Raw genomic sequence first — 20,638 nt, forward strand, 5'->3', positions numbered from 1 at the left:
CTTGCTCGCGAAAATCGTCAACGATAACGCGGGCATCCTGGATGACCGCGGTGCCCTTGAGGCTTTCGCGAGCAAGCTCGCTCCTACAGGGTGGCGGGTGAAGGGGGTGGGGGTCATATCAGGCTTGAACGCTCAGGCCGAATTCGGCCGAGGCATCCTGCAACCACAACCACCAGTAATCCGAGAAGCTGCGACGAATCACCAGTTCCCAGGTGTCTTCGGCGGTATGGCGGATCACCAGTTGCGACTTGGCGAACACCGTGCCCACCGCCTTGCCCACCGGGAAGTTGTTGGGGTGTACGTCGTAGCTGGTGGACTTCATCAGCACGTCGCGCACGTTCGGGCCGCGCAGTTCGAGGATCTGTTGGCCGCCGCTGACATTGACGATCTGGATATGCAGATCGCCCAGGGCGGCACGCAGGTTTTGTTCGGCGGCGAATTCTTCACCGCTCGGCACCACCAGCAGCCACTCGTCCGGGCCGAGCCATTGCAGGCTGGTGTCGCCGTTGACGATCACCGTCAGCGCGCCGGGCAGTTCGATGCCCAGGGCCTTGTGGACGCCAGCGGCGAAGGCGGCGTCATGGCCGTCGCCGCGAATAGTCAGGTGGCCGAGCAGTTTCTTTTCACGCACGGTCACGCCGGCATTCTTGCGGCCCTTGCCGACCAGGCTGGCGAGGTCGGCATGGTGCAGCGACGACTCGGCCTTGGCCCCGGTGGTGGGGCGTTGTTGGTATACGTTGGCTGCTGTCATAGAGCACCTTTGCTGAATTCTGTTGTGTGGCTACTGGCGTCATCGGGGGCAAGCCCCCTCCCACATTTGGAATGCATTCCCCTGTCTCCCGATGGCGCGCCTCGGTCTATCAGATGTTCTGGCGGTCGCCTTTCGGATCAAAGAACACCGAGGACACAATCTCCGCCTCGATCACGCTGCCATCCGCTTGCGGCGAAAACACCCGCTCGCCGATGCGCTTCAAGCCGCCCTTGACCACCGCCAGCGCAAACGAATAACCGAGGGAGTTGTGCGCGTAGCTGGAGGTGACATGGCCGACCATCTTCATCGGGATCGTCTGCTTGGCGTCGAACACCAGTTGCGCGCCTTCCGGCAGCCACACCGCGGGATCGATCGGCTTGAGGCCGACCAATTGCTTGCGATCTTCGCGCACGCAGTCTTCGCGGTTCATGCCGCGCCAGCCGATCCACGAGAACGGCTTGGTACGGCCGACGCACCAGCCCATGTTCAGGTCGTCCGGGGTCATCGAGCCGTCGGTGTCCTGGCCGACGATGATGAAGCCCTTCTCGGCCCGCAGGACGTGCATGGTTTCGGTGCCATACGGGGTCAGGTTGTACTTTTTGCCGGCCTTGACGATTTGCTCCAGCACGCCCATGGCGTAGTCGGCCTGCACGTTGACTTCATACGACAGCTCGCCGGTGAACGAGATGCGGAACACCCGCGCCGGCACGCCGCCGACCAGGCCTTCTTTCCAGGTCATGAACGGGAAGCCGTCCTTGTCCAGGTCGATGTCGGTGACTTCGGCCAGCAGCTTGCGGCTGTTGGGGCCCGACAGGGTCATGGTCGCCCAGTGGTCGGTGACCGAGGTGAAGTAGACCTTGAGGTCCGGCCATTCGGTCTGTTGGTAGATTTCCAGCCATTGCAGCACACGGGCCGCGCCGCCGGTGGTGGTGGTCATCAGGAAGTGGTTGTCGGCCAGGCAAGCGGTCACGCCGTCGTCGAAGACCATGCCGTCTTCTTTGCACATCAGGCCGTAGCGCGCCTTGCCCACGTCGAGCTTGGTCCAGGCGTTGCTGTAGATGCGGTTGAGGAACTCGCGGGCATCCGGGCCCTGGATGTCGATCTTGCCGAGGGTCGACGCATCCAGCAGGCCGACGCTGTCGCGCACCGCCAGACATTCGCGCTTGACCGCCGCGTGCAGGTCTTCACCGTTGCGCGGGAAGTACCACGGGCGTTTCCACTGGCCGACGTCTTCAAACTCGGCGCCATTCTTCACATGCCAGGCGTGCAGCGCGGTGTAGCGAATGGGCTCGAAGATGTGCCCACAGTGCCGCCCCGCAACCGCGCCGAAGGTCACCGGCGTGTAGTTGGGGCGGAACATGGTGGTGCCCATCTGCGGGATGGTCATGTTCAGCGAACGCGCCGCAATGGCCAGGCCGTTGACGTTACCCAGCTTGCCCTGGTCGGTGCCGAAGCCCAGCGCGGTGTAGCGCTTGACGTGTTCCACCGACTCGAAACCTTCGCGGGTCGCCAGTTCGATGGCGGCCGCAGTGACGTCGTTCTGCAGGTCGACGAATTGCTTGGGCGCCCGTGCAGTGGCTTTCTCGTGAGGCACCTGGAACAGCGCCAGCGTCGGCTCTTCCAAGCGGTTCAAGGCTTTGGGCAGCGTGCCTTCCACCGGGCTAAAACCGGCTTCGCTGGCGGCGCGCACGCCCCCTTCAAAACCGTCCGCCAGGGAATCGCCCAGGCCGTAGACGCCGTTGATACCGCCAACGCACACACGCTTTTGCGGTGCTTCGCCCGGTACAAAACCGAGGATGTCTTCGCGCCAGGTCGGCTTGCCGCCCAGGTGCGAGGCCAGGTGGACCACCGGGCTGTAGCCGCCGGAGCTGGCCACCAGGTCGCAGTCCAGCCACTCGCCGGGGCTGGTGACGGTATGCGCTTTGACATCGATGGCGGCAACACGGGCGCCGCTCACATGCTTGCTGCCACGGGCTTCGATCACAGCGCTGCCGGTGAGGATACGAATGCCTTTGGCGCGGGCTTCTTCCACCAGCGCGCCGCGTGGGTTATGGCGGGCATCGGCCACGGCCACCACTTTCAGGCCGGCTTCCAACCAGTCCAGGGCGACGCGGTAGGCGTGGTCGTTGTTGGTCGACAGCACCAGTTTCTTGCCGGGTGCCACGCCGTAACGGCGCACGTAAGTCGAGACTGCACCGGCGAGCATATTGCCCGGCACGTCGTTGTTGCCGTACACCAGCGGACGCTCGCACGCACCGGTCGCCAGCACCACGCGCTTGGCACGCACACGGTGGATACGCTGGCGCACCTGGCCGATCGGCGCACGGTCGCCGAGGTGATCGGTGAGACGCTCGTGAATGGTCAGGAAGTTATGGTCGTGGTAACCGTTGACGGTGGCGCGGGGCAGCAGCACCACATCCGGCAGGGCTTTGAGTTCGGCGATGACGCTGGCGACCCACTCGGTGGCCGGCTTGCCGTCGAGGCTTTCGCGCGAATCGAGCAACGAGCCGCCGAACTCTTCCTGCTCATCGGCGATGATCACGCGGGCGCCGCTGCGCGCAGCGGCCAGTGCAGCGGCCAGACCGGCCGGGCCGGCACCGACCACCAGCACGTCGCAATGCCGGTTGAAGTTGTCGTAGGTGTCCGGGTCGTTCTCGGTCGGCGAGCGGCCTAAACCTGCAGCCTTGCGGATGTACTTCTCGTAGGTCATCCAGAACGACTGCGGGTACATGAAGGTTTTGTAGTAGAACCCCGGCGGCATCAGCTTGCCGCCGACTTTGCCGAGAATGCCCATCACGTCGTTGTTCACGCTCGGCCAGCCGTTGGTGCTGGTGGCAACGAGACCCTGGTACAACGCCTGTTGCGTGGCGCGCACGTTGGGAATCTGGGTGGCTTCGGTGGCGCCGATCTGCAGCACCGCGTTCGGCTCTTCGGCACCGGCAGCAAAGATGCCGCGTGGGCGCGAGTACTTGAAGCTGCGGCCGATGATGTCGACACCGTTGGCCAGCAGCGCAGCGGCCAGGGTGTCGCCTTCGAAGCCTTTGTAGGTCTGGCCGTTGAAGCTGAAGGTCAGGACTTTGTTACGGTCGATCCGGCCACCGTTGGACAGGCGATTGATCTGGCTCATACCTTCGCTCCAGCAGCCTTGGCGGTGAATTGTGGCTTGGTGCCGATTTTGTAGGTTTCAAGAATTTCGTAGGTCAGCGTGTCGCGGGTCGCGTTGAAGTACTGACGGCAACCGGCAGCGTGAATCCACAGCTCGTGGTGCAGGCCGCGGGGGTTGTCGCGGAAGAACATGTAGTCGCCCCACTCTTCATCGGTGCAGGCGTTGGGGTCCAGCGGGCGTGGGATGTGCGCTTGGCCGGAGGCATGGAATTCCTCTTCGGAGCGCAGTTCGCCACAGTGAGGACAGAAGATATGCAACATAGGGAATTTCTCCTGTTAGTGGGCGACGGCCGCAGCGCCGTGTTCGTCGATCAACGCACCGTTGTGGAAACGGTCGATGGAGAAAGGTGCGGCCAGCGGGTGCATTTCACCCTTGGCCAGGCTCGCGGCAAACACGTTGCCTGAGCCGGGAGTGGCCTTGAAACCGCCCGTGCCCCAACCGCAGTTGAAGAACATGTTCGGCACCGGGGTCTTGGAGATGATCGGGCAGGCGTCCGGCGTGGTGTCGACGATGCCGCCCCACTGGCGGTTCATACGCACGCGTGAGAGCACCGGGAACATCTCGACGATGGCCTGGATGGTGTGTTCGATCACCGGGTACGAACCGCGCTGGCCGTAGCCGTTGTAGCCGTCGATACCGGCGCCGATCACCAGGTCGCCCTTGTCGGACTGGCTGATGTAACCGTGTACGGCGTTGGACATGATCACGCTGTCGATAATCGGCTTGATCGGCTCCGACACCAGTGCTTGCAGCGGGTGCGATTCGATCGGCAGGCGGAAACCGGCGAGCGAAGCCATGTGCCCGGAGTTACCGGCGGTGACCACACCGACGCGCTTGGCGCCGATAAAACCCTTGTTGGTCTCCACACCGATGCACACGCCGTTTTCCTTGCGAAAGCCGATCACTTCGGTCTGCTGGATCAAATCCACTCCGAGGGCGTCGGCGGCGCGGGCAAAGCCCCAGGCCACGGCATCGTGACGGGCCACGCCGCCGCGTCGTTGCACGGTGGCGCCCATCACCGGGTAGCGGGTGTTCTTCGAGCAATCCAGGTACGGAATCTCGTCCGCGACCTGTTTGGCGTTGAGCAGTTCGCCGTCCACGCCGTTGAGGCGGTTGGCGCTGACGCGACGTTCGGAATCGCGGATGTCCTGCAGGGTGTGGCACAGGTTGTAGACGCCGCGCTGGGAGAACATCACGTTGTAGTTCAGGTCCTGGGACAGGCCTTCCCACAGTTTCATCGCGTGTTCGTACAAGTGCGCCGACTCGTCCCACAGGTAGTTGGAACGCACGATGGTGGTGTTGCGCGCGGTGTTACCGCCGCCCAGCCAGCCCTTTTCGACCACGGCGACATTGGTGATGCCGTGCTCCTTGGCCAGGTAGTAGGCGGTCGCCAGACCATGCCCGCCACCGCCGACGATGACCACGTCGTACACCTTTTTAGGGGTCGGCGTGCGCCACATCTTCTGCCAGTTTTCGTGGTGGCTGAGTGAGTGCTTGAAGAGGCCGAAGCCCGAGTAGCGTTGCATAGTCATTACTCCAAAACCGCGCTCAGCGATAAACCGGGAAATCAGCGCACAGGGCCGACACGCGCTTGGCCACGTCGGCCTCGACATCGGCGTCGCCGAGGTTGTCGAGGATGTCGCAGATCCAGCCGGCCAGCTCGATGCATTGCGGCACCTTGAAACCGCGCGTGGTCACCGCCGGCGTGCCGATACGCAGGCCCGACGTCACGAACGGCGACTGCGGGTCATTCGGCACGGCGTTCTTGTTGACGGTGATGTGGGCGCGACCGAGGGCGGCGTCCGCGTCTTTACCGGTGAGGCCCTGGCGAATCAGGCTGACCAGGAACAGATGGTTATCGGTGCCGCCGGACACTACATCGTAGCCGCGTTTGATAAACACGCCGGCCATGGCCTGGGCGTTGTCGATCACTTGCTGCTGATAGGCCTTGAAGCCAGGCTCCTGGGCTTCCTTGAAGCACACCGCCTTGCCGGCGATGACGTGCATCAGCGGGCCGCCCTGGGCGCCAGGGAATACAGCGGCGTTGAGTTTCTTTTCGATCGTTTCGTTGGCACGCGCCAGAATCAGGCCGCCACGCGGACCGCGCAGGGTCTTGTGGGTGGTGGTGGTGACCACGTCGGCGTAAGGCAGCGGGTTCGGGTACAGACCGGCGGCCACCAGGCCGGCGACGTGGGCCATGTCGACGAACAGCAGCGCACCGACCTTGTCGGCGATCTGACGGAAGCGTGGGAAATCCAGGGTCTTGGAGTAGGCGGAAAAACCGGCCACCACCATCTTCGGCTGATGCTCCACGGCCAGGCGTTCGACTTCGTCGTAGTCGATCAGCCCGGTGTCGGTGTTGATGCCGTATTGCACCGCGTTGTACAGCTTGCCCGAGGACGACACTTTGGCGCCGTGGGTCAGGTGGCCGCCGTGGGCCAGGCTCATGCCGAGGATGGTGTCACCGGCGTTCAACAGCGCCAGGTACACCGCGCTGTTGGCGGATGAGCCGGAATGCGGCTGCACGTTGGCGTAGTCGGCGCCGAACAACTGCTTGGCGCGTTCGATGGCCAGGGCTTCGACCTTGTCCACATGCTCGCAGCCACCGTAGTAGCGCTTGCCCGGGTAGCCTTCGGCGTACTTGTTGGTCAGGCCGCTGCCCTGGGCTTGCATCACGCGCTTGCTGGTGTAGTTCTCCGACGCGATCAGCTCGATATGATCTTCCTGCCGCTGCTCCTCGGCATTCATCGCCGCGAGCAGTGCATCGTCATAACCCTGGATCTGGTCTTGTTTGCTGAACATCGCGTCTCTCCCAGCCTTTCGTATTGTTAAGGCCCGTGCAGGGCCCTTTGATGCGATGGTAGGGCTGGCGCAGGCAGGTCAAATGCCTACGGACGCCACGCAAAGGTGCGTTTACGACATAGCTGGAACAACGCAGAACAAATGTGGGAGGGGGCTTGCCCCCGATAGCGGTGGATCAGCTTGCACATGCCGTGGCTGACACACCGCTATCGGGGGCAAGTCGAACCGTCGCACCGCCCCTCCCACACTGGTTAGGCGATGATTTGACGGACGAGTAGCAACAGCAGGAAATGCACAGGATAGAGGGCATACGCCCAGCGGCGCATGGCCGGCGGCGAGGTGTGTTGGGCGTGTCGCAACACGACCAGGCCGAGCAGTGGCGCGAGCAGGCAGGCGCTCAGTCCCATCCACGCCACCGGCGTGCCGCTATCGAGCAGAATCTGCCATTGATTGGCTGCCACACACAGCAGCCCCGGAAATACGCTGAAATACCATCGCCGACGAAACACCAACACCATTGCCCACGGCAGCAATACACCGAAGAAACCGAACATCAGCTGCGTGGAAAACACAGCGCCTATCGCCAGGGAAATCAGCGCCAATCCTCGGTCAACCAGCGCCTTCTGCTGCCATCCTCGGGCAACCAGCAGGCCCAACGCCAAGGTGGGCAACACATTCAACGTATCGGCATCTTCGATGAACAGCCGGTACGGCACTTCGCTGATCAGACTGAACAACAGCAACCAGCCCAGGTAACGCCAGCGGCCGCTCACTGGCGCGTCTCGCACCCGATGCACATTCGCCGCAATCGCCAGGCAAAACCACGGGAACGCCAGGCGCCCCGGCACATACAGGCCATCCAGGCTCAACCCGACATAACGCAAGTGGTCCAGCACCATGCTCAGCAGCGCCAGCCACTTGAGCAAATCCAAGGCGCCATCGCGGACACGTCCGACAGGAATCGTTTCAGTAGCGTGCATAATTCCCCAGTGACTTTGCATTTACAGTGCGTGTGCACCCCAACCAATCTTGGTTAAAGTGTGCACCAACATCGACCACAGGAATGGGCCATGACCGACAAGAGCCAACAATTCGCCAGCGATAACTATTCCGGCATCTGCCCGGAAGCCTGGGCCGCCATGGAACAAGCCAACCACGGCCATCAGCGCGCCTATGGCGATGACGAATGGACCCACCGCGCCGCCGACGGTTTCCGTAACCTGTTCGAGACCGACTGCGAAGTGTTCTTCGCCTTCAACGGCACCGCCGCCAACTCCCTGGCGCTGTCGTCGCTGTGCCAGAGCTACCATAGCGTGATCTGCTCGGAAACCGCCCACGTCGAGACCGACGAATGCGGCGCACCGGAGTTTTTCTCCAACGGTTCCAAGCTGCTCACCGCGCGCACCGAAAACGGCAAGCTGACCCCGGAATCGATCCGCGAGATCGCCCTCAAGCGCCAGGACATCCATTACCCCAAACCCCGCGTGGTGACGCTGACCCAGGCCACTGAAGTCGGCAGCGTGTACACCCCGGACGAAATCCGCGCCATCAGCGCCACCTGCAAAGAGCTCGGCCTGAACCTGCACATGGACGGCGCGCGCTTCGCCAACGCCTGCGCGTTCCTCGGCTGTTCGCCGGCCGACCTGACCTGGAAAGCCGGGGTGGATGTGTTGTGCTTCGGCGGCACGAAAAACGGCATGGCCGTGGGCGAAGCGATTCTGTTCTTCAACCGCGCACTGGCCGAAGACTTCGACTACCGCTGCAAACAGGCCGGCCAGCTCGCGTCGAAGATGCGCTTCCTCTCCGCGCCGTGGGTGGGCCTGCTGGAAAACGACGCCTGGCTCAAACACGCACGCCACGCCAACCACTGCGCACAGTTGCTGAGCAGCCTGGTGGCGGATATTCCCGGCGTGGAATTGATGTTCCCGGTGCAGGCCAACGGCGTGTTCCTGCAACTCTCGGAACCGGCGATCGCCGCGCTGACGGCCAAGGGCTGGCGCTTCTACACCTTCATCGGCAAAGGCGGCGCGCGCTTCATGTGTGCGTGGGACACCGAGGAAGAACGCGTGCGCGAGCTGGCGGCGGATATTCGCGAAGTGATGGGGGCCTGATTACGAAGGTGGCAGGGGCTTGCTCCCTGCCACAGTGGATCGTGCCCACTTAAGGTGTGGGTCAGAACTCAATCCGCACGTCGCCCTTCGGCACGCTGCAGCACGACAGGATGTAGCCCTCGGCTTCGTCTTCCTCGGTAATCCCGCCGTTGTGGTCCATCTCGACCTCGCCGCCCAGCTTGAGCACCTTGCATGTGCCGCAAATCCCCATGCCGCAGGCCTTGGGAATCAGCAGGCCGAGCTTGGCCGCAGCGGCGTGGACGGTTTCGCCCGGCGCCACGCGGATGCTCTTGCCCGAGGTGATGAACTCGACCTGATGCAGGTCCGCCAGGTCGATTTCCGGCGCATCGGCGGCTTGTTCGGCCTGTTCCACCGCATCGGCGCGGGCTTCCGCTGGCGTCGCGCCGAAGGACTCTTCGTGATAACGCGTCATGTCGAAACCGGCGGCTTCCAGCAGGCGCTTCACTGCGGTCATGTACGGCGTGGGGCCGCAGCAGAACACTTCGCGCTCCAGGAAGTCCGGCACCATCAATTCGAGCATCTTGTGGTTCAGGTAGCCGCGATACCCGGCCCAGGGCTCGCCCAGGCCGTGCTTCTCGCAGATCAGGTGCAGGCTGAAGTTGTCGATCCGCGAGGCCATGTGCTCCAGCTCGCGGTGGTAGATGATGTCTTTGGGCGAGCGCGCGCTGTGGATAAACGTCATGTCGACGTTGGCGTTGGTGTCGTAGAACCAGCGCGCCATGGACATCACCGGGGTAATGCCGACGCCGCCGCTGAGGTACAGCACCTTGGGGCTTGGGAAGTCGATGGCATTGAACAGCCCGACCGGCCCGTGGACCGCCAGCTCCTGGCCCTCGTGCAGGGTGTCGTGCAGCCAGTTGGAGACCTTGCCGCCCGGCACGCGCTTGATCGTCACCGAGAAGCTGTAAGGCACCGACGGCGAGCTGGAGATGGTGTAGGAACGCATGATCGGCTGGCCGTCGATTTCCAGCTCCAGGGTGACGAACTGCCCCGGCTTGAAAAAGAACAGGATCGGTTGGTCGGCCATGAAGCAGAAGGTGCGAACGTCCCAGGTTTCCTGGATGACTTTGACGCAACGGACAATGTGCCGACCATTGGCCCAGGTCTGGGTGGTTACCGGATTCAGGAAGTTGCTGGACATGCTGTTCTCCACCGCCGAGGCTCGGCCTTATGGTGGCGATTCTGCGTAACGCGAGAACCACCCATTTACCTATCTGCGACATTCACATACTTATCGCGACCAGCCCCCAACGACAGGGGGTTGCGCGTCGGGAACAGATTGGGCCATGTCGCCCATGGATAAGGTTCACCGCAACGGCGGCCGCACACTCGCTGCCAACAACGACACTTTCTTTACGCCTTGCCACTGCACTAACCGTAGCCACTTTCGCCGGCCACACAGAATGGCCATGAGGACACACACGATGGACGTCACCGCAACCTTAAGCTTGGGCGATCCGCTGGAACCCGCACGCAAGGCCACCGCGCAGATGCTGCAAGAGCGCGAACGCACGTTCTCGCTGCCACAGCCGTTCTACTCTGATGAGCGGTTGTTTGATATCGATATGCAGGAGATCTTCCAGAAGGAATGGTTGATCGCCGGCATGACCTGCGAGATCCCCACCAAGGGCAACTTCCTGACCCTGCAAGTGGGCAAGAACCCGATCATCGTGATCCGTGGCGCCGATGGCGTGGTGCATGCGTTCCACAACGTCTGCCGCCACCGCGGTTCGCGCTTGTGTACCAGCGACAAAGGCAAGGTCGCCAAGCTGGTCTGCCCGTACCACCAGTGGACCTACGAACTGGACGGCCGCCTGCTGTTCGCCGGCACCGAGATGGGCGCCGACTTCGACATGAAGCAGTACGGCCTCAAGCCGATCAACGTGAAGACCGCCGGCGGCTACATCTTCATCAGCCTGGCGCAGAACCCGCCGGCCATCGATGACTTCCTGTCGACCCTGAACCACTACATGGAACCCTACGACATGGAGAACACCAAGGTGGCGGTGCAAACCACCTTGATGGAAAAGGCCAACTGGAAACTGGTGCTGGAAAACAACCGCGAGTGCTACCACTGCAACGCCTCGCACCCCGAGCTGTTGAAAACCCTGCTCGAGTGGGACGACGTCACCGACCCGCGCGCCGACCAGGCCTTCAAGGACCACGTGGCCGCCAGCGCCGCGGCCTGGGAAGCCGAAAAAATCCCTTACGCCCACGCCAGCTTCGGCCTGCGCAACCGCATCGTGCGTATGCCGCTGCTCAAGGGCACCGTGTCGATGACCCTGGACGGCAAACAGGGCTGCAAGAAGTTGATGGGCCGCATCAAGAACCCGGACCTGGGCTCGATGCGTATCCTGCACCTGCCGCACTCGTGGAACCACTGCATGGGCGACCACGTGATCGTGTTCACCGTGTGGCCGATCAGCGCCCAGGAAACCATGGTCACCACCAAGTGGCTGGTCCACAAGGACGCGGTCGAAGGCGTGGACTACGACGTGGAGCGCATGCGCCAGGTATGGGACGCCACCAACGACCAGGACCGTCGCCTGGCCGAAGAAAACCAGCGCGGGATCAACTCCACCGCCTACCAGCCGGGCCCCTACTCCAAGACCTATGAGTTCGGCGTGGTGAACTTCATCGACTGGTACAGCGAGCGCATGCTGAGCAACCTCGGCGCGGCGCCGGCGCCCTACCTCAAAGGCGTGGCCGCCCAGTAACCATCCCAGTGGGAGCGGGCTTGCTCGCTCCCACATTGGGTTGCGCACTGATCAAAATTTGTTCAAGCACACTGAACCCCTCTCGCCGCCTGCCCTCCAGCCTTTGCCCAACAACTTATCCACAGAGCCACCCACAGCAATTGTGCGCAAGTGCGCCTGCCCGTCGAAATTAAATCAAGAAAATCCGTGACTTATTCGACTTGGCCGTTTTAAGGCGCCACTGATCAATTTTTGAACAACTCCGTGTAAGCCATATGAACCGTGCCCTGTAGCGGTACGCGAACACCTTATCCACAGAAGCACCAACAGACTTTGGGGGCAACTTTGACGCGGCTGTGGAAAACCCCTTCAAACCTTCATAAACCGGGCTATCCACGCGTTTCAGCGGGCAAATGCGCGCAATTGATCAAATTTCGATCAACCTAGCGTAAGCCTTGATTTATAAGGGCTTCAGCGGTAAGCGAACATCTTATCCACAGAAGCGCCAACAGACTTTGGGGGAAACTCTGCGCGGGGTAATGGCTGTGATCACACAGAAACCCAAGGAAAAACCGAGGGTTAGCCTGGTCGTTTTTTGTACGGAGGGCTGCAGGGCTTGATTTACAGGGGGTGTGGACAACCGCGAACAGGTTATCCACAGACGGGTCAACAGGGATTGTGGGTAAGCCACTCTCCCCGTTGCGGCTCAGCGAACCACGCCTTCCTCAAGCAACAACTTGAGAATCGCTTCAGCACCCGCTTCAGGGCTGAGGCCCTTGAGTACCTGCCCGCCGCCGCCACTGGCCTTGGCCGTGGCCGCCTTCATCCGGTCCGCGCCGCTCTTGGCCTTGATCACCTTGAGCCGCTTGGGGCGTGGCTTGGCCGGTTGCAGCACGGCGCCTGTGAATAACTCGTCCGCTTCAACCTCGACCTCGTGGGCCGCCAGTTCGCCGCGTTGCGCCGGGCCATAGGCGCTCTGTCGAGGCTTGGGCGCGGCGTTATCCACCGTGGCCAGAAACGGCAGGCGCACCTTCAAGCGCCGCCGCTGCCCACGGGGCAAGGCTTGCAGCACCAGGGCCACGCCGCTCTCGATGGACTCCACCTGCGCCAGCCCGACAATCAGCGGCCAGCCGAGGTGTTCGGCGAGCAGGAACGGCAACATCCCCGAACCTTCGCCGGTTTCGGCCTGGCTACCGGTGAGCACCACCTGGGCGCCGGCGTCGCGCAGATACTCACTGAGCACCGGCAAGGCATCGGCGCCAGGCGGTTGTTCGAGCACATGCAACTGCGCCAGCCCCATGCCCAGGTAGCTGCGCAGCGTGGGTTCGGCGATGTCGCCGGCATGCAGCACCTGCAACTTATCCCCAGCCATTTGCAGGCCCAACTCGACCGCGCGCGCATCCTGCGCGGCGCGGCGCGGGCGCCCGGAGGTGGGGTGGGCGCCGATGGAGACCAGACTGATTACCTGCGTGTTCATGCCCTTATCCTTTGCTTAAGCCGCATCGCGCTTGGCGCCGTGGCGGTAGGTCTCGACCGCGGCGATCAAGGCTTGCAGAATCGCGGCGCTGTCGCCGATCACCGACAGGTCGGCACGCTTGATCATGTCGCAGCCGGGGTCGAGGTTGATCGCCACCACCTTGTCGCAGGCGCCGATGCCTTGCAGGTGCTGGATCGCCCCGGAGATACCGACGGCCACATACACCCGCGCCGTGACCCAGGTGCCGCTGGCGCCGACCTGGCGATCGCGGGCCATGAAGCCATCGTCCACCGCGACGCGCGAGGCGCCTTCGGTAGCGCCCAGGGCGGCGGCGGTCTGGTGGAACAGCGCCCAGTCCTTCACGCCGTTGCCGCCGGAGAAAATAAACTCGGCTTCAGCCATCGGAATCGCCGCCGGGTCCACCGCCACCGCGCCGAGGTCTTCGATACGCGGCAGGCTGCGCGCCAGGGCTGTGGATAACTCCACGGGCAGCACTTCATGCCGAGTGTCGCTGACCGGATCGGCGCATTCGGCGGCGGCCAGGATCAGGCGCGGCAACGGCCGGGCCACGTCTTGCTGACCAGCACCGGCACGGCCGATGCACTGCTCGCCCTGGATCTGCCAGACCCGCGTGGCCGGGCGCTCGTTGAGGCTGGCGGCAAAACGCCGACCGAGTTCACCGCCACCGCTGCGGCTGTCCGGCAGCAACCAATGACGCGGGTTGAACTGGTTATCCACAGCCCGCAGGCCCTGCACGCGTTGCTCCGGTGAATAACCGTCGAAAGCATGACCTTCGAGCACCAGCAGGCGGTCGACGCCGGCCGTGGCAAATGCGTTTTCCTTGTGTTCGCCAAACACCACGGCCAGCACCGCACCGTCGCTGCCGGCGAGTTGCCGGGCCAGGCCGAGCAGGTCACGGTCGTGGCTGCTCAGACGGCCGCCGACCATGTCCGGCACCACGTTGATGTAGAACGCGGGCGCCGCCACCTGATGCAGCGGCAACTGCACCGCCACCGCCGCCGTGCGCTTGGCCGCCCCGCCCTGCTGGGCACCGCTGCGGTCGATGCGCTTGATGCCGTTGGGGCCGATAAAACCGACACCATGGACGTTCTTGCGGATGACGCCGTTGGGCCCCATCCAACTGTGTTGCACCGGCTGCATCGCCGCATGCAGCGGGTGCAGGCGGTTACGGGCGATCCATTCGGCGCGTGGGTCGCGGCGGATAATGTCGCTCATCAGTGTACCTCCGCGGGTTCACGCGTGATCGGGGCTTTGGCCGGCGCCGGCTCGTCGAGCAAGGCATCGGCCACCAACTCGGCGATGTCCTTGATCAGTGGGCGCGGTTCGACCACGCCTTCGAGCATCGCAGTGCATTGCGGGCAGCCCACGGCCACCAGTTCGGCGTCGGTTGTGCGGATGTCGTCCATCCGCATATCGGGGATGCGTTGCTTGCCCGGAATGTCGGTGATCGGCGCGCCGCCACCGCCACCGCAGCAGCGTGAACGGTAGCCCGAGCGTTGCATCTCCTTGACCTCGATCCCCAACGCCCGCAGCACCTGGCGCGGCGCCTCGTATTCGCCGTTGTAGCGGCCCAGGTAGCACGGGTCGTGATAGGTCACGCTGCTGCCTTTGTGCTGGCCCAGGTTCAGCGCGCCGTCGCCGATCAGCTCGGCCATGAAGGTGCTGTGGTGCTGTACGACATAGTCACCGTTGAAGGCGCCGTATTCGTTTTTCAGCACATGGAAACTGTGCGGGTCGCAGGTGACGATGCGCGTGAAGTTGTACTTGGCCAGGGTCTGGATATTGCGCGTGGCCAGCAGTTGGAAGGTCGCTTCATCGCCCAAGCGGCGGGCGACATCGCCGCTGTCGCGCTCTTCCAGGCCGAGCACGGCGAAGTCGACCCTGGCCGCTTTCAGCACTTTGACGAAGGCGCGCAGGGTGCGCTGGTTGCGCATGTCGAAGGCAGCGTCGCCGACCCAGAACAGCACCTCGCAGCGACCTTTTTCGCTGAGCAACGGCAGGTTCAGATCCGCCGCCCAGTTCAGCCGACCGCCCGGTGCGAAGCCGCCGGGGTTGTCAGTGGCGATCAGGTTTTCGAGGACTTCGGCGCCCTTGTTCGGCGTGGCGCCTTTTTCCAGGGTGAGGTGGCGGCGCATGTCGACGATGGCGTCCACGTGCTCGATCATCATCGGGCACTCTTCCACACAGGCGCGGCAGGTGGTGCAGGACCACAACGTGTCGGCGTCCACCAGGCCGTTGACGATCGGTTGGTGCGGGTTGCCGCGGTGTTCACCGATCGGTTTTCCAGGATAAGCGCTGCCGGCGAACTTGGCATCGGTGCCGCCGGCCAGGCCGACCACCATGTCCTGAATCAGCTTTTTCGGGTTCAGCGGCTGGCCGGCGGCGAACGCCGGGCACGCCGCTTCGCACTTGCCGCACTGCACGCAGGCGTCGAAGCCGAGCAGTTGGTTCCAGGTGAAGTCCTTGGGTTTTTCCACGCCCAGGGGCGCGCTTTTATCGTTCAGGTCCAACGGTTTCAAACCGGTGGAACGGCCCCCGCCGAAGCGCTCGGCGCGGCGGTGCCAGGCCAGGTGCAAGGCACCGGCGAAGGCGTGCTTCATCGGCCCGCCCCAGGTCATGCCGAAGAACATTTCCGACACGCCCCACAGCACACCCACGCTCAACAACGCGGCCAGCAACCAGCCGCCGAAGTCAGCGGGCAGCACCCCGGCCACCGGCAGCGTCACCAGGAAGAAGCTCACAGAAAACGCCATCAGGCTTTTCGGCAGGCGCATCCACGGGCCTTTCGACAGGCGCGACGGCGGATTGCGCCGGCGCAGATAGACAAACGTGGCGCCGACAAACATCAGTACCGACGCCAGCAGCAAGGCAACGCCGAGGATGCGGTTATGCAGGCCGAAACCATGCACCAGGACCGCCAGCAGCGCCGACAGCACAAAACCCAGCGCCGTAGCGACGTGGGTGTTGGCGATGTATTTGTCGCGGGCGACCACGTGGTGCAGGTCGACCATGTAGCGCTTGGGCATGGCCAGCAGGCCTTTGATCAGGTCGACCTTCGACGCCCGCCCACGGCGCCACATGGCTGCCCGCCGCAGCGCGCCCAGAACAGCAAGGCCCAGCGCCGCGAACAGCAGAATCGGAAGAAGAGTATTCAACATGGTGAAGCTCCCACAGACCACACGGATCTACTGTGAAACCGGGCCCTAAATGTGGGAGGGGGCTTGCCCCCGATGGCGGACTGTCAGTTGATACAGCTGCAGCTGACCCACCGCTATCGGGGGCAAGCCCCCTCCCACATTTTTGACCGAGTACACATTGGTTCGGTGTCGGGTCAGAAATCCTTGCACAAGCGCAGGGCGTCATAGATCGCGGCGTGGGTATTGCGCTGCGCCACACAGTCACCGATACGGAACAGCAAGTAGCCCTCGCCCGCTTCGCTCAGGCACGGTTGCGGCTTGATCGCGAACAGCGCTTCGATGTCCATCTGCCCCTTGTTGCGCGAGCCGGGTTTGAGGGCGTAGTAGATCTCCTCATCGGGACGCACGCCGTTTTCCACCACCACCTGATCGACCACCCGCTCCTCTTTGGCGCCGGTGTATTCGTTCTCCAGCACCGCTACCAGCTTGTCGCCTTCGCGGTAGACCTTTTCCAGCATCATGTCGCCGGTCATGATCACTTCCTTGGGGTACATGCTGCGGTAGTAGGTCGGGAACGACGTACCGCCGATGGCCACGCCGGGCTTGATGTCGTCGGTGACGATCTCGACCTGGCTGCCCTTGTCCGCGAGGAAATCGGCCACCGACATGCCGGTGAATTCGCAGATGGTGTCGTAGACCAGCACGTTCTTGCCCGGCGCGACTTTGCCGTCGAGCACGTCCCAGCTGCTGACCACCAGGCCTTCGGCCGCGCCCCAGTGTTCGTTCTGCTCCAGGAACGGATGCCCGCCCACCGCCAGCACCACCACATCCGGGCGCAGGTCGAGGATGGCCGCCGCGTCCGCCGCCACGCCCAGGCGCAGGTCGACGTTCAACCGCGCCAGTTCCAGTTGGAACCAACGGGTGATCCCGGCGATCTGGTCGCGCTGCGGGGCTTTGGACGCGGTAGTGATTTGCCCGCCGATAAAGGCTTTTTTCTCGAACAGGGTCACGTCGTGGCCACGCTCGGCGGCGACGCGCGCAGCCTCCATCCCCGCTGGCCCGGCGCCGACCACCACCACCTTGCGCTTGGGCCCGGTGGATTTTTCGATGATGTGCGGCACGCCCATGTATTCGCGGGAGGTCGCGGCGTTCTGGATGCACAGCACATCCAGGCCCTGGTACTGGCGGTCGATGCAATAGTTGGCGCCGACGCACTGTTTGATCTGGTCGATCTGGCCCATCTTGATCTTGGCGATCAGGTGCGGGTCGGCGATGTGGGCGCGGGTCATGCCGACCATGTCCACATAGCCGCCTTCGAGGATGCGCGTGGCCTGGTTCGGGTCCTTGATGTTCTGCGCATGCAGCACCGGGGCCTTGACCACTTCCTTGATCCCGGCCGCCAGATGCAGGAACGGCTCCGGTGGATAACTCATGTTCGGAATGACGTTGGCCAGGGTGTTGTGGGTATCGCAACCCGAGCCGACCACACCGATAAAATCGAGCATGCCGGTGTCGTCGTAATACTTGGCGATCTGCTTCATGTCCTCGTGGGACAAGCCGTCCGGGTGGAACTCATCGCCGCACAGGCGGATGCCGACGCAGAAATCCGGGCCGACTTCAGCCCGCACCGCCTTGAGCACTTCCAGGCCGAAACGCATGCGGTTTTCAAAGCTGCCGCCCCATTCGTCGGTGCGCTTGTTGACCCGCGGGCTCCAGAACTGGTCGATCATGTGCTGATGCACCGCCGACAGTTCCACGCCGTCCAGGCCACCGGCTTTTGCCCGCGCTGCCGCGCTGGCGTAGTTGCCGATCACGCGCCAGATCTCTTCCGGCTCGATGGTCTTGCAGGTCGCACGGTGTACCGGCTCGCGGATGCCCGAGGGCGACAGCAGGGTCGGCCAATGCTCGCCGTCCCAGCGCGAGCGGCGGCCCATGTGGGTAATCTGGATCATGATCTTGGCGCCATGCTTGTGCATGGCATCGGCCAGGTTCTGGAAGTGCGGGATGATCCGGTCGTCGGCCAGGTTCACCGATTTCCACCAGCCTTGCGGGCTGTCGATGGCCACGCTGGAAGACCCGCCGCAGATGGCCAGGCCGATCCCGCCCTTGGCTTTCTCTTCGTAGTACTTCACATAGCGGTCGGTGGTCATGCCGCCGTCGGTGGCATACACCTCGGCGTGGGCGGTACTGAGCACGCGGTTGCGGATGGTCAGTTTGCCGATCTGGATCGGCGCGAACATTGCTTCGAAAGCCATGGCAGGGTTCCTCGACTTACAACGGCTTGACGGTGAACAGGCCGTCGTCGTGGCCCTCTTCGGAGCCGCCGTAGACTTGTTCGGCCACGGTGCGAATAGTGCTGCCGCGCGCTTGCAGGATCTGGTCCATGGCCCCGGCAAACCAGCCGGTGAACATGTAGTCGACCTTGCGCCCGACCTTGCCGTACACGTAGACAAACGCCGAGTGTTCGAGCTTGACGCTGGCGGTGCCTTTGTCGAGGTCGATGTCTTGGATCTTGAACAGGCCCCAGCCGCGTTGCGACAGGCGCTTCATGTAGTGCTCGAACACCGCCACGCCTTCAAGGCCATGGCATTCGGCTTCTTTTTCACACCAGTGCCAGGCGGATTTGTAGCCGGCCTTGTAGAGGATCGCGGCGTAGGCCTCGGCACCGAGCACCTCTTCGATACCCATGTGGTTGTTGACGAAGAAATGACGCGGTACGTACAGCATCGGCAGGGCGTCGGAGGTCCAGACACCGGTTTCGCTGTCGACTTCGATAGGCAATTGCGGGGCGATCTTGGCCATGGAAACTTAACTCCAGAAAATTCGTAGTGGTGTTGCCCGTGGGTGTTTGGCTTATTCGCCCCACACGTCCTTCAAGACGTTGACCCAGTTCTCGCCCATGATCTTGCGCACCACGCGTTCGCTGTGGCCGCGCTTGAGCAGGGTCTCGGTGAGGTTGGGGAACTCGCCCACGGTGCGGATGCCCAGCGGGTTGATGATCTTGCCGAAGCTGGTCAGGCGGCGGGCGTAGCCCTTGTCATGGGTCAGCATTTCGAAGAAATCCTGGCCATGGCCCTGGGTGAAGTCGGTGCCGATGCCGATGGCGTCTTCGCCGACGATGTTCATGGTGTACTCGATGGCTTCGGCGTAGTCGTCGATGGTCGAATCGATACCCTTGGCCAGGAACGGCGCGAACATGGTCACGCCGACAAAGCCGCCGTGGTCGGCGATGAACTTCAGCTCTTCATCGGACTTATTGCGCGGGTGTTCCTTGAGCCCGGAGGGCAGGCAGTGGGAGTAGCACACCGGTTTTTTCGATTCGAGGATGACTTCTTCGCTGGTCTTGGAGCCGACGTGGGACAGGTCGCACATGATGCCGACGCGGTTCATCTCGCCGACAATCTCGCGGCCAAAGCCCGACAGACCGCCGTCGCGTTCGTAGCAACCGGTGCCGACCAGGTTCTGGGTGTTGTAGCACATCTGCACCACACCGACGCCGAGCTGCTTGAAGATCTCGACGTAGCCGAGCTGGTCTTCAAACGCGTGGGCGTTCTGGAAGCCGAAGATGATGCCGGTCTTGCCCTGTTCCTTGGCCTTGCGGATGTCGGCGGTGGTTTTCACCGGGATCACCAGGTCGCTGTTCTCGCGGATCAGGGTCTGGCTGGCGACGATGTTATTGATCGTCGCCTGGAACCCTTCCCACACCGACACGGTGCAGTTGGCTGCGGTCAGGCCGCCTTTGCGCATGTCCTCGAACAGCTCGCGGTTCCACTTGGCAATGATCAGCCCGTCGATAACGATGCTGTCGGCGTGTAATTGCGCTGGGCTCATCAGGCGTCCCCTTATTGGCGATTCGTGCGCCGAATCGTCTGCCGGCGCTTTGGGGCCAGCATATGCCGAGGGGCCGAGCGGACCGGGTGCAAAAACGACAGGGGAATTGCCGAAAGCGTCAATCCGCGACGAAGGTCGCTAAGACAGGTCTGTCTGGCGGCTGTTCTTTGTCTTACGCTTGGGCCAGAATTCCCGCATCAACCGATATGAGACGGCGCAATGAAATCGATTTTCCTGGCTTTGGCACTCATCGCAACCGGCGTCCACGCGGCCGAAGACACCGACAGCACGCCGTGCGACGGCATCGAAAACGACAAGCAAACCTTGGAATGCGCCACCTACAACAAAACCACCGCCGAGCAATTGCTCAAGGATAACTATCAAGGGTTGCTGGAGCGCATGGGTTCGACCTATGGCAGCAACAAGTCACAGCTGGCAGACATTACCGCTCGTCTGAAGGATGCCCAGCAGAAGTGGGAAAAATTACGCGACGCCGATTGCGCCGTGGACACCTTCCCGGCGGCGACCGGTACCAAGCCCTATGCGATCGCGCTGAACGATTGCCTGGCGCGGATGAGTGATGAGCGGTCGGAGTTTTTGGAGTCGATCGGCCAAGAGTGAAGCA

16 protein-coding genes are annotated in these 20,638 nt (G+C 62.9%); 3 read left to right on the forward strand and 13 right to left on the reverse strand.

Annotation, left to right across the window (positions count from 1 at the left end; translation table 11 throughout):
* Window positions 1–118: 118 nt before the first annotated feature.
* From MOQ67_RS29210 to MOQ67_RS29235, 6 genes are all read right to left on the reverse strand, one after another.
* On the reverse strand, window positions 119–751 hold the full coding sequence (locus MOQ67_RS29210) for a sarcosine oxidase subunit gamma (protein ID WP_046487905.1): 633 nt from the start codon (window positions 749–751) through the stop codon (window positions 119–121).
* Window positions 752–860: 109 nt separating this feature from the next.
* Window positions 861–3,878 (reverse strand): sarcosine oxidase subunit alpha, encoded by a 3,018-nt coding sequence (locus MOQ67_RS29215; protein ID WP_448675745.1) that lies wholly within the window; start codon window positions 3,876–3,878, stop codon window positions 861–863.
* Window positions 3,875–4,177 (reverse strand): sarcosine oxidase subunit delta, encoded by a 303-nt coding sequence (locus MOQ67_RS29220; RefSeq protein WP_017847877.1) that lies wholly within the window; start codon window positions 4,175–4,177, stop codon window positions 3,875–3,877. The genes MOQ67_RS29215 and MOQ67_RS29220 overlap by 4 nt, the downstream gene beginning before the upstream one ends.
* A gap of 15 nt (window positions 4,178–4,192) precedes the next feature.
* Window positions 4,193–5,443, reverse strand: coding sequence for a sarcosine oxidase subunit beta (locus MOQ67_RS29225; RefSeq protein WP_003209185.1), 1,251 nt, complete (start codon window positions 5,441–5,443; stop codon window positions 4,193–4,195).
* A gap of 22 nt (window positions 5,444–5,465) precedes the next feature.
* Window positions 5,466–6,719: a serine hydroxymethyltransferase gene (glyA, locus tag MOQ67_RS29230; RefSeq protein WP_017847878.1), complete on the reverse strand. Its 1,254-nt coding sequence runs from the start codon at window positions 6,717–6,719 to the stop codon at window positions 5,466–5,468.
* A gap of 251 nt (window positions 6,720–6,970) precedes the next feature.
* Window positions 6,971–7,699 carry a TraX family protein gene (locus MOQ67_RS29235; protein ID WP_448675746.1) on the reverse strand — a complete coding sequence of 243 codons (729 nt, stop codon included), beginning with the start codon at window positions 7,697–7,699 and terminating at the stop codon, window positions 6,971–6,973.
* A gap of 90 nt (window positions 7,700–7,789) precedes the next feature.
* Between MOQ67_RS29235 and MOQ67_RS29240 the strand changes: the two genes are divergently transcribed.
* Complete coding sequence (locus tag MOQ67_RS29240; RefSeq protein WP_017847880.1) at window positions 7,790–8,830, forward strand: threonine aldolase family protein; 1,041 nt, start codon at window positions 7,790–7,792, stop codon at window positions 8,828–8,830.
* Window positions 8,831–8,891: 61 nt separating this feature from the next.
* Here MOQ67_RS29240 and gbcB read toward each other — a convergent pair whose 3' ends face one another.
* A complete protein-coding gene (gbcB, locus tag MOQ67_RS29245; RefSeq protein WP_017847881.1) occupies window positions 8,892–9,992 on the reverse strand; it encodes a glycine-betaine demethylase subunit GbcB in 1,101 nt (366 codons plus the stop codon).
* A 283-nt stretch (window positions 9,993–10,275) separates the two neighbouring features.
* Between gbcB and gbcA the strand changes: the two genes are divergently transcribed.
* On the forward strand, window positions 10,276–11,568 hold the full coding sequence (gbcA, locus tag MOQ67_RS29250; protein ID WP_017847882.1) for a glycine-betaine demethylase subunit GbcA: 1,293 nt from the start codon (window positions 10,276–10,278) through the stop codon (window positions 11,566–11,568).
* Window positions 11,569–12,253: 685 nt separating this feature from the next.
* On the opposite strand, the gene etfB is transcribed toward gbcA, so the two are convergent.
* From etfB to MOQ67_RS29280, 6 genes are all read right to left on the reverse strand, one after another.
* Window positions 12,254–13,024, reverse strand: coding sequence for an electron transfer flavoprotein subunit beta (gene etfB, locus MOQ67_RS29255; RefSeq protein ID WP_193039867.1), 771 nt, complete (start codon window positions 13,022–13,024; stop codon window positions 12,254–12,256).
* A gap of 15 nt (window positions 13,025–13,039) precedes the next feature.
* Window positions 13,040–14,260, reverse strand: coding sequence for an electron transfer flavoprotein subunit alpha (gene etfA, locus MOQ67_RS29260; RefSeq protein WP_448675747.1), 1,221 nt, complete (start codon window positions 14,258–14,260; stop codon window positions 13,040–13,042).
* The gene (dgcB, locus tag MOQ67_RS29265; RefSeq protein ID WP_448675748.1) at window positions 14,260–16,203 is read right to left on the reverse strand and encodes a dimethylglycine demethylation protein DgcB; all 1,944 of its coding nucleotides are present in this window, start codon (window positions 16,201–16,203) and stop codon (window positions 14,260–14,262) included. Before dgcB ends, etfA begins: the two co-directional genes overlap by 1 nt.
* Before the next feature lie 173 nt (window positions 16,204–16,376).
* The gene (dgcA, locus tag MOQ67_RS29270) at window positions 16,377–18,437 is read right to left on the reverse strand and encodes a dimethylglycine demethylation protein DgcA (protein WP_017849541.1); all 2,061 of its coding nucleotides are present in this window, start codon (window positions 18,435–18,437) and stop codon (window positions 16,377–16,379) included.
* A gap of 16 nt (window positions 18,438–18,453) precedes the next feature.
* Window positions 18,454–18,984 (reverse strand): DUF5943 domain-containing protein, encoded by a 531-nt coding sequence (locus MOQ67_RS29275; RefSeq protein ID WP_017849540.1) that lies wholly within the window; start codon window positions 18,982–18,984, stop codon window positions 18,454–18,456.
* A gap of 51 nt (window positions 18,985–19,035) precedes the next feature.
* Window positions 19,036–20,013 (reverse strand): dipeptidase, encoded by a 978-nt coding sequence (locus MOQ67_RS29280; RefSeq protein WP_017849539.1) that lies wholly within the window; start codon window positions 20,011–20,013, stop codon window positions 19,036–19,038.
* A gap of 219 nt (window positions 20,014–20,232) precedes the next feature.
* On the opposite strand from MOQ67_RS29280, the gene MOQ67_RS29285 reads away from it, so the two are divergent.
* Window positions 20,233–20,634 (forward strand): lysozyme inhibitor LprI family protein, encoded by a 402-nt coding sequence (locus MOQ67_RS29285; protein ID WP_017849538.1) that lies wholly within the window; start codon window positions 20,233–20,235, stop codon window positions 20,632–20,634.
* The last annotated feature ends 4 nt before the right edge of the window (window positions 20,635–20,638 follow it).

The sequence above is a fragment of the Pseudomonas sp. LY-1 genome (genome assembly GCF_053502595.1).

Excerpts from the sequence above, each read along its gene's own strand:
- MOQ67_RS29210 (WP_046487905.1), bottom strand. The coding sequence starts at position 751 with ATGACAGCAGCCAACGTATACCAACAACGCCCCACCACCGGGGCCAAG.
- MOQ67_RS29215 (WP_448675745.1), bottom strand. The coding sequence starts at position 3,878 with ATGAGCCAGATCAATCGCCTGTCCAACGGTGGCCGGATCGACCGTAAC.
- MOQ67_RS29220 (WP_017847877.1), bottom strand. The coding sequence starts at position 4,177 with ATGTTGCATATCTTCTGTCCTCACTGTGGCGAACTGCGCTCCGAAGAG.
- MOQ67_RS29225 (WP_003209185.1), bottom strand. The coding sequence starts at position 5,443 with ATGCAACGCTACTCGGGCTTCGGCCTCTTCAAGCACTCACTCAGCCAC.
- glyA (WP_017847878.1), bottom strand. The coding sequence starts at position 6,719 with ATGTTCAGCAAACAAGACCAGATCCAGGGTTATGACGATGCACTGCTC.
- MOQ67_RS29235 (WP_448675746.1), bottom strand. The coding sequence starts at position 7,699 with ATGCACGCTACTGAAACGATTCCTGTCGGACGTGTCCGCGATGGCGCC.
- MOQ67_RS29240 (WP_017847880.1), top strand. The coding sequence starts at position 7,790 with ATGACCGACAAGAGCCAACAATTCGCCAGCGATAACTATTCCGGCATC.
- gbcB (WP_017847881.1), bottom strand. The coding sequence starts at position 9,992 with ATGTCCAGCAACTTCCTGAATCCGGTAACCACCCAGACCTGGGCCAAT.
- gbcA (WP_017847882.1), top strand. The coding sequence starts at position 10,276 with ATGGACGTCACCGCAACCTTAAGCTTGGGCGATCCGCTGGAACCCGCA.
- etfB (WP_193039867.1), bottom strand. The coding sequence starts at position 13,024 with ATGAACACGCAGGTAATCAGTCTGGTCTCCATCGGCGCCCACCCCACC.
- etfA (WP_448675747.1), bottom strand. The coding sequence starts at position 14,260 with ATGAGCGACATTATCCGCCGCGACCCACGCGCCGAATGGATCGCCCGT.
- dgcB (WP_448675748.1), bottom strand. The coding sequence starts at position 16,203 with ATGTTGAATACTCTTCTTCCGATTCTGCTGTTCGCGGCGCTGGGCCTT.
- dgcA (WP_017849541.1), bottom strand. The coding sequence starts at position 18,437 with ATGGCTTTCGAAGCAATGTTCGCGCCGATCCAGATCGGCAAACTGACC.
- MOQ67_RS29275 (WP_017849540.1), bottom strand. The coding sequence starts at position 18,984 with ATGGCCAAGATCGCCCCGCAATTGCCTATCGAAGTCGACAGCGAAACC.
- MOQ67_RS29280 (WP_017849539.1), bottom strand. The coding sequence starts at position 20,013 with ATGAGCCCAGCGCAATTACACGCCGACAGCATCGTTATCGACGGGCTG.
- MOQ67_RS29285 (WP_017849538.1), top strand. The coding sequence starts at position 20,233 with ATGAAATCGATTTTCCTGGCTTTGGCACTCATCGCAACCGGCGTCCAC.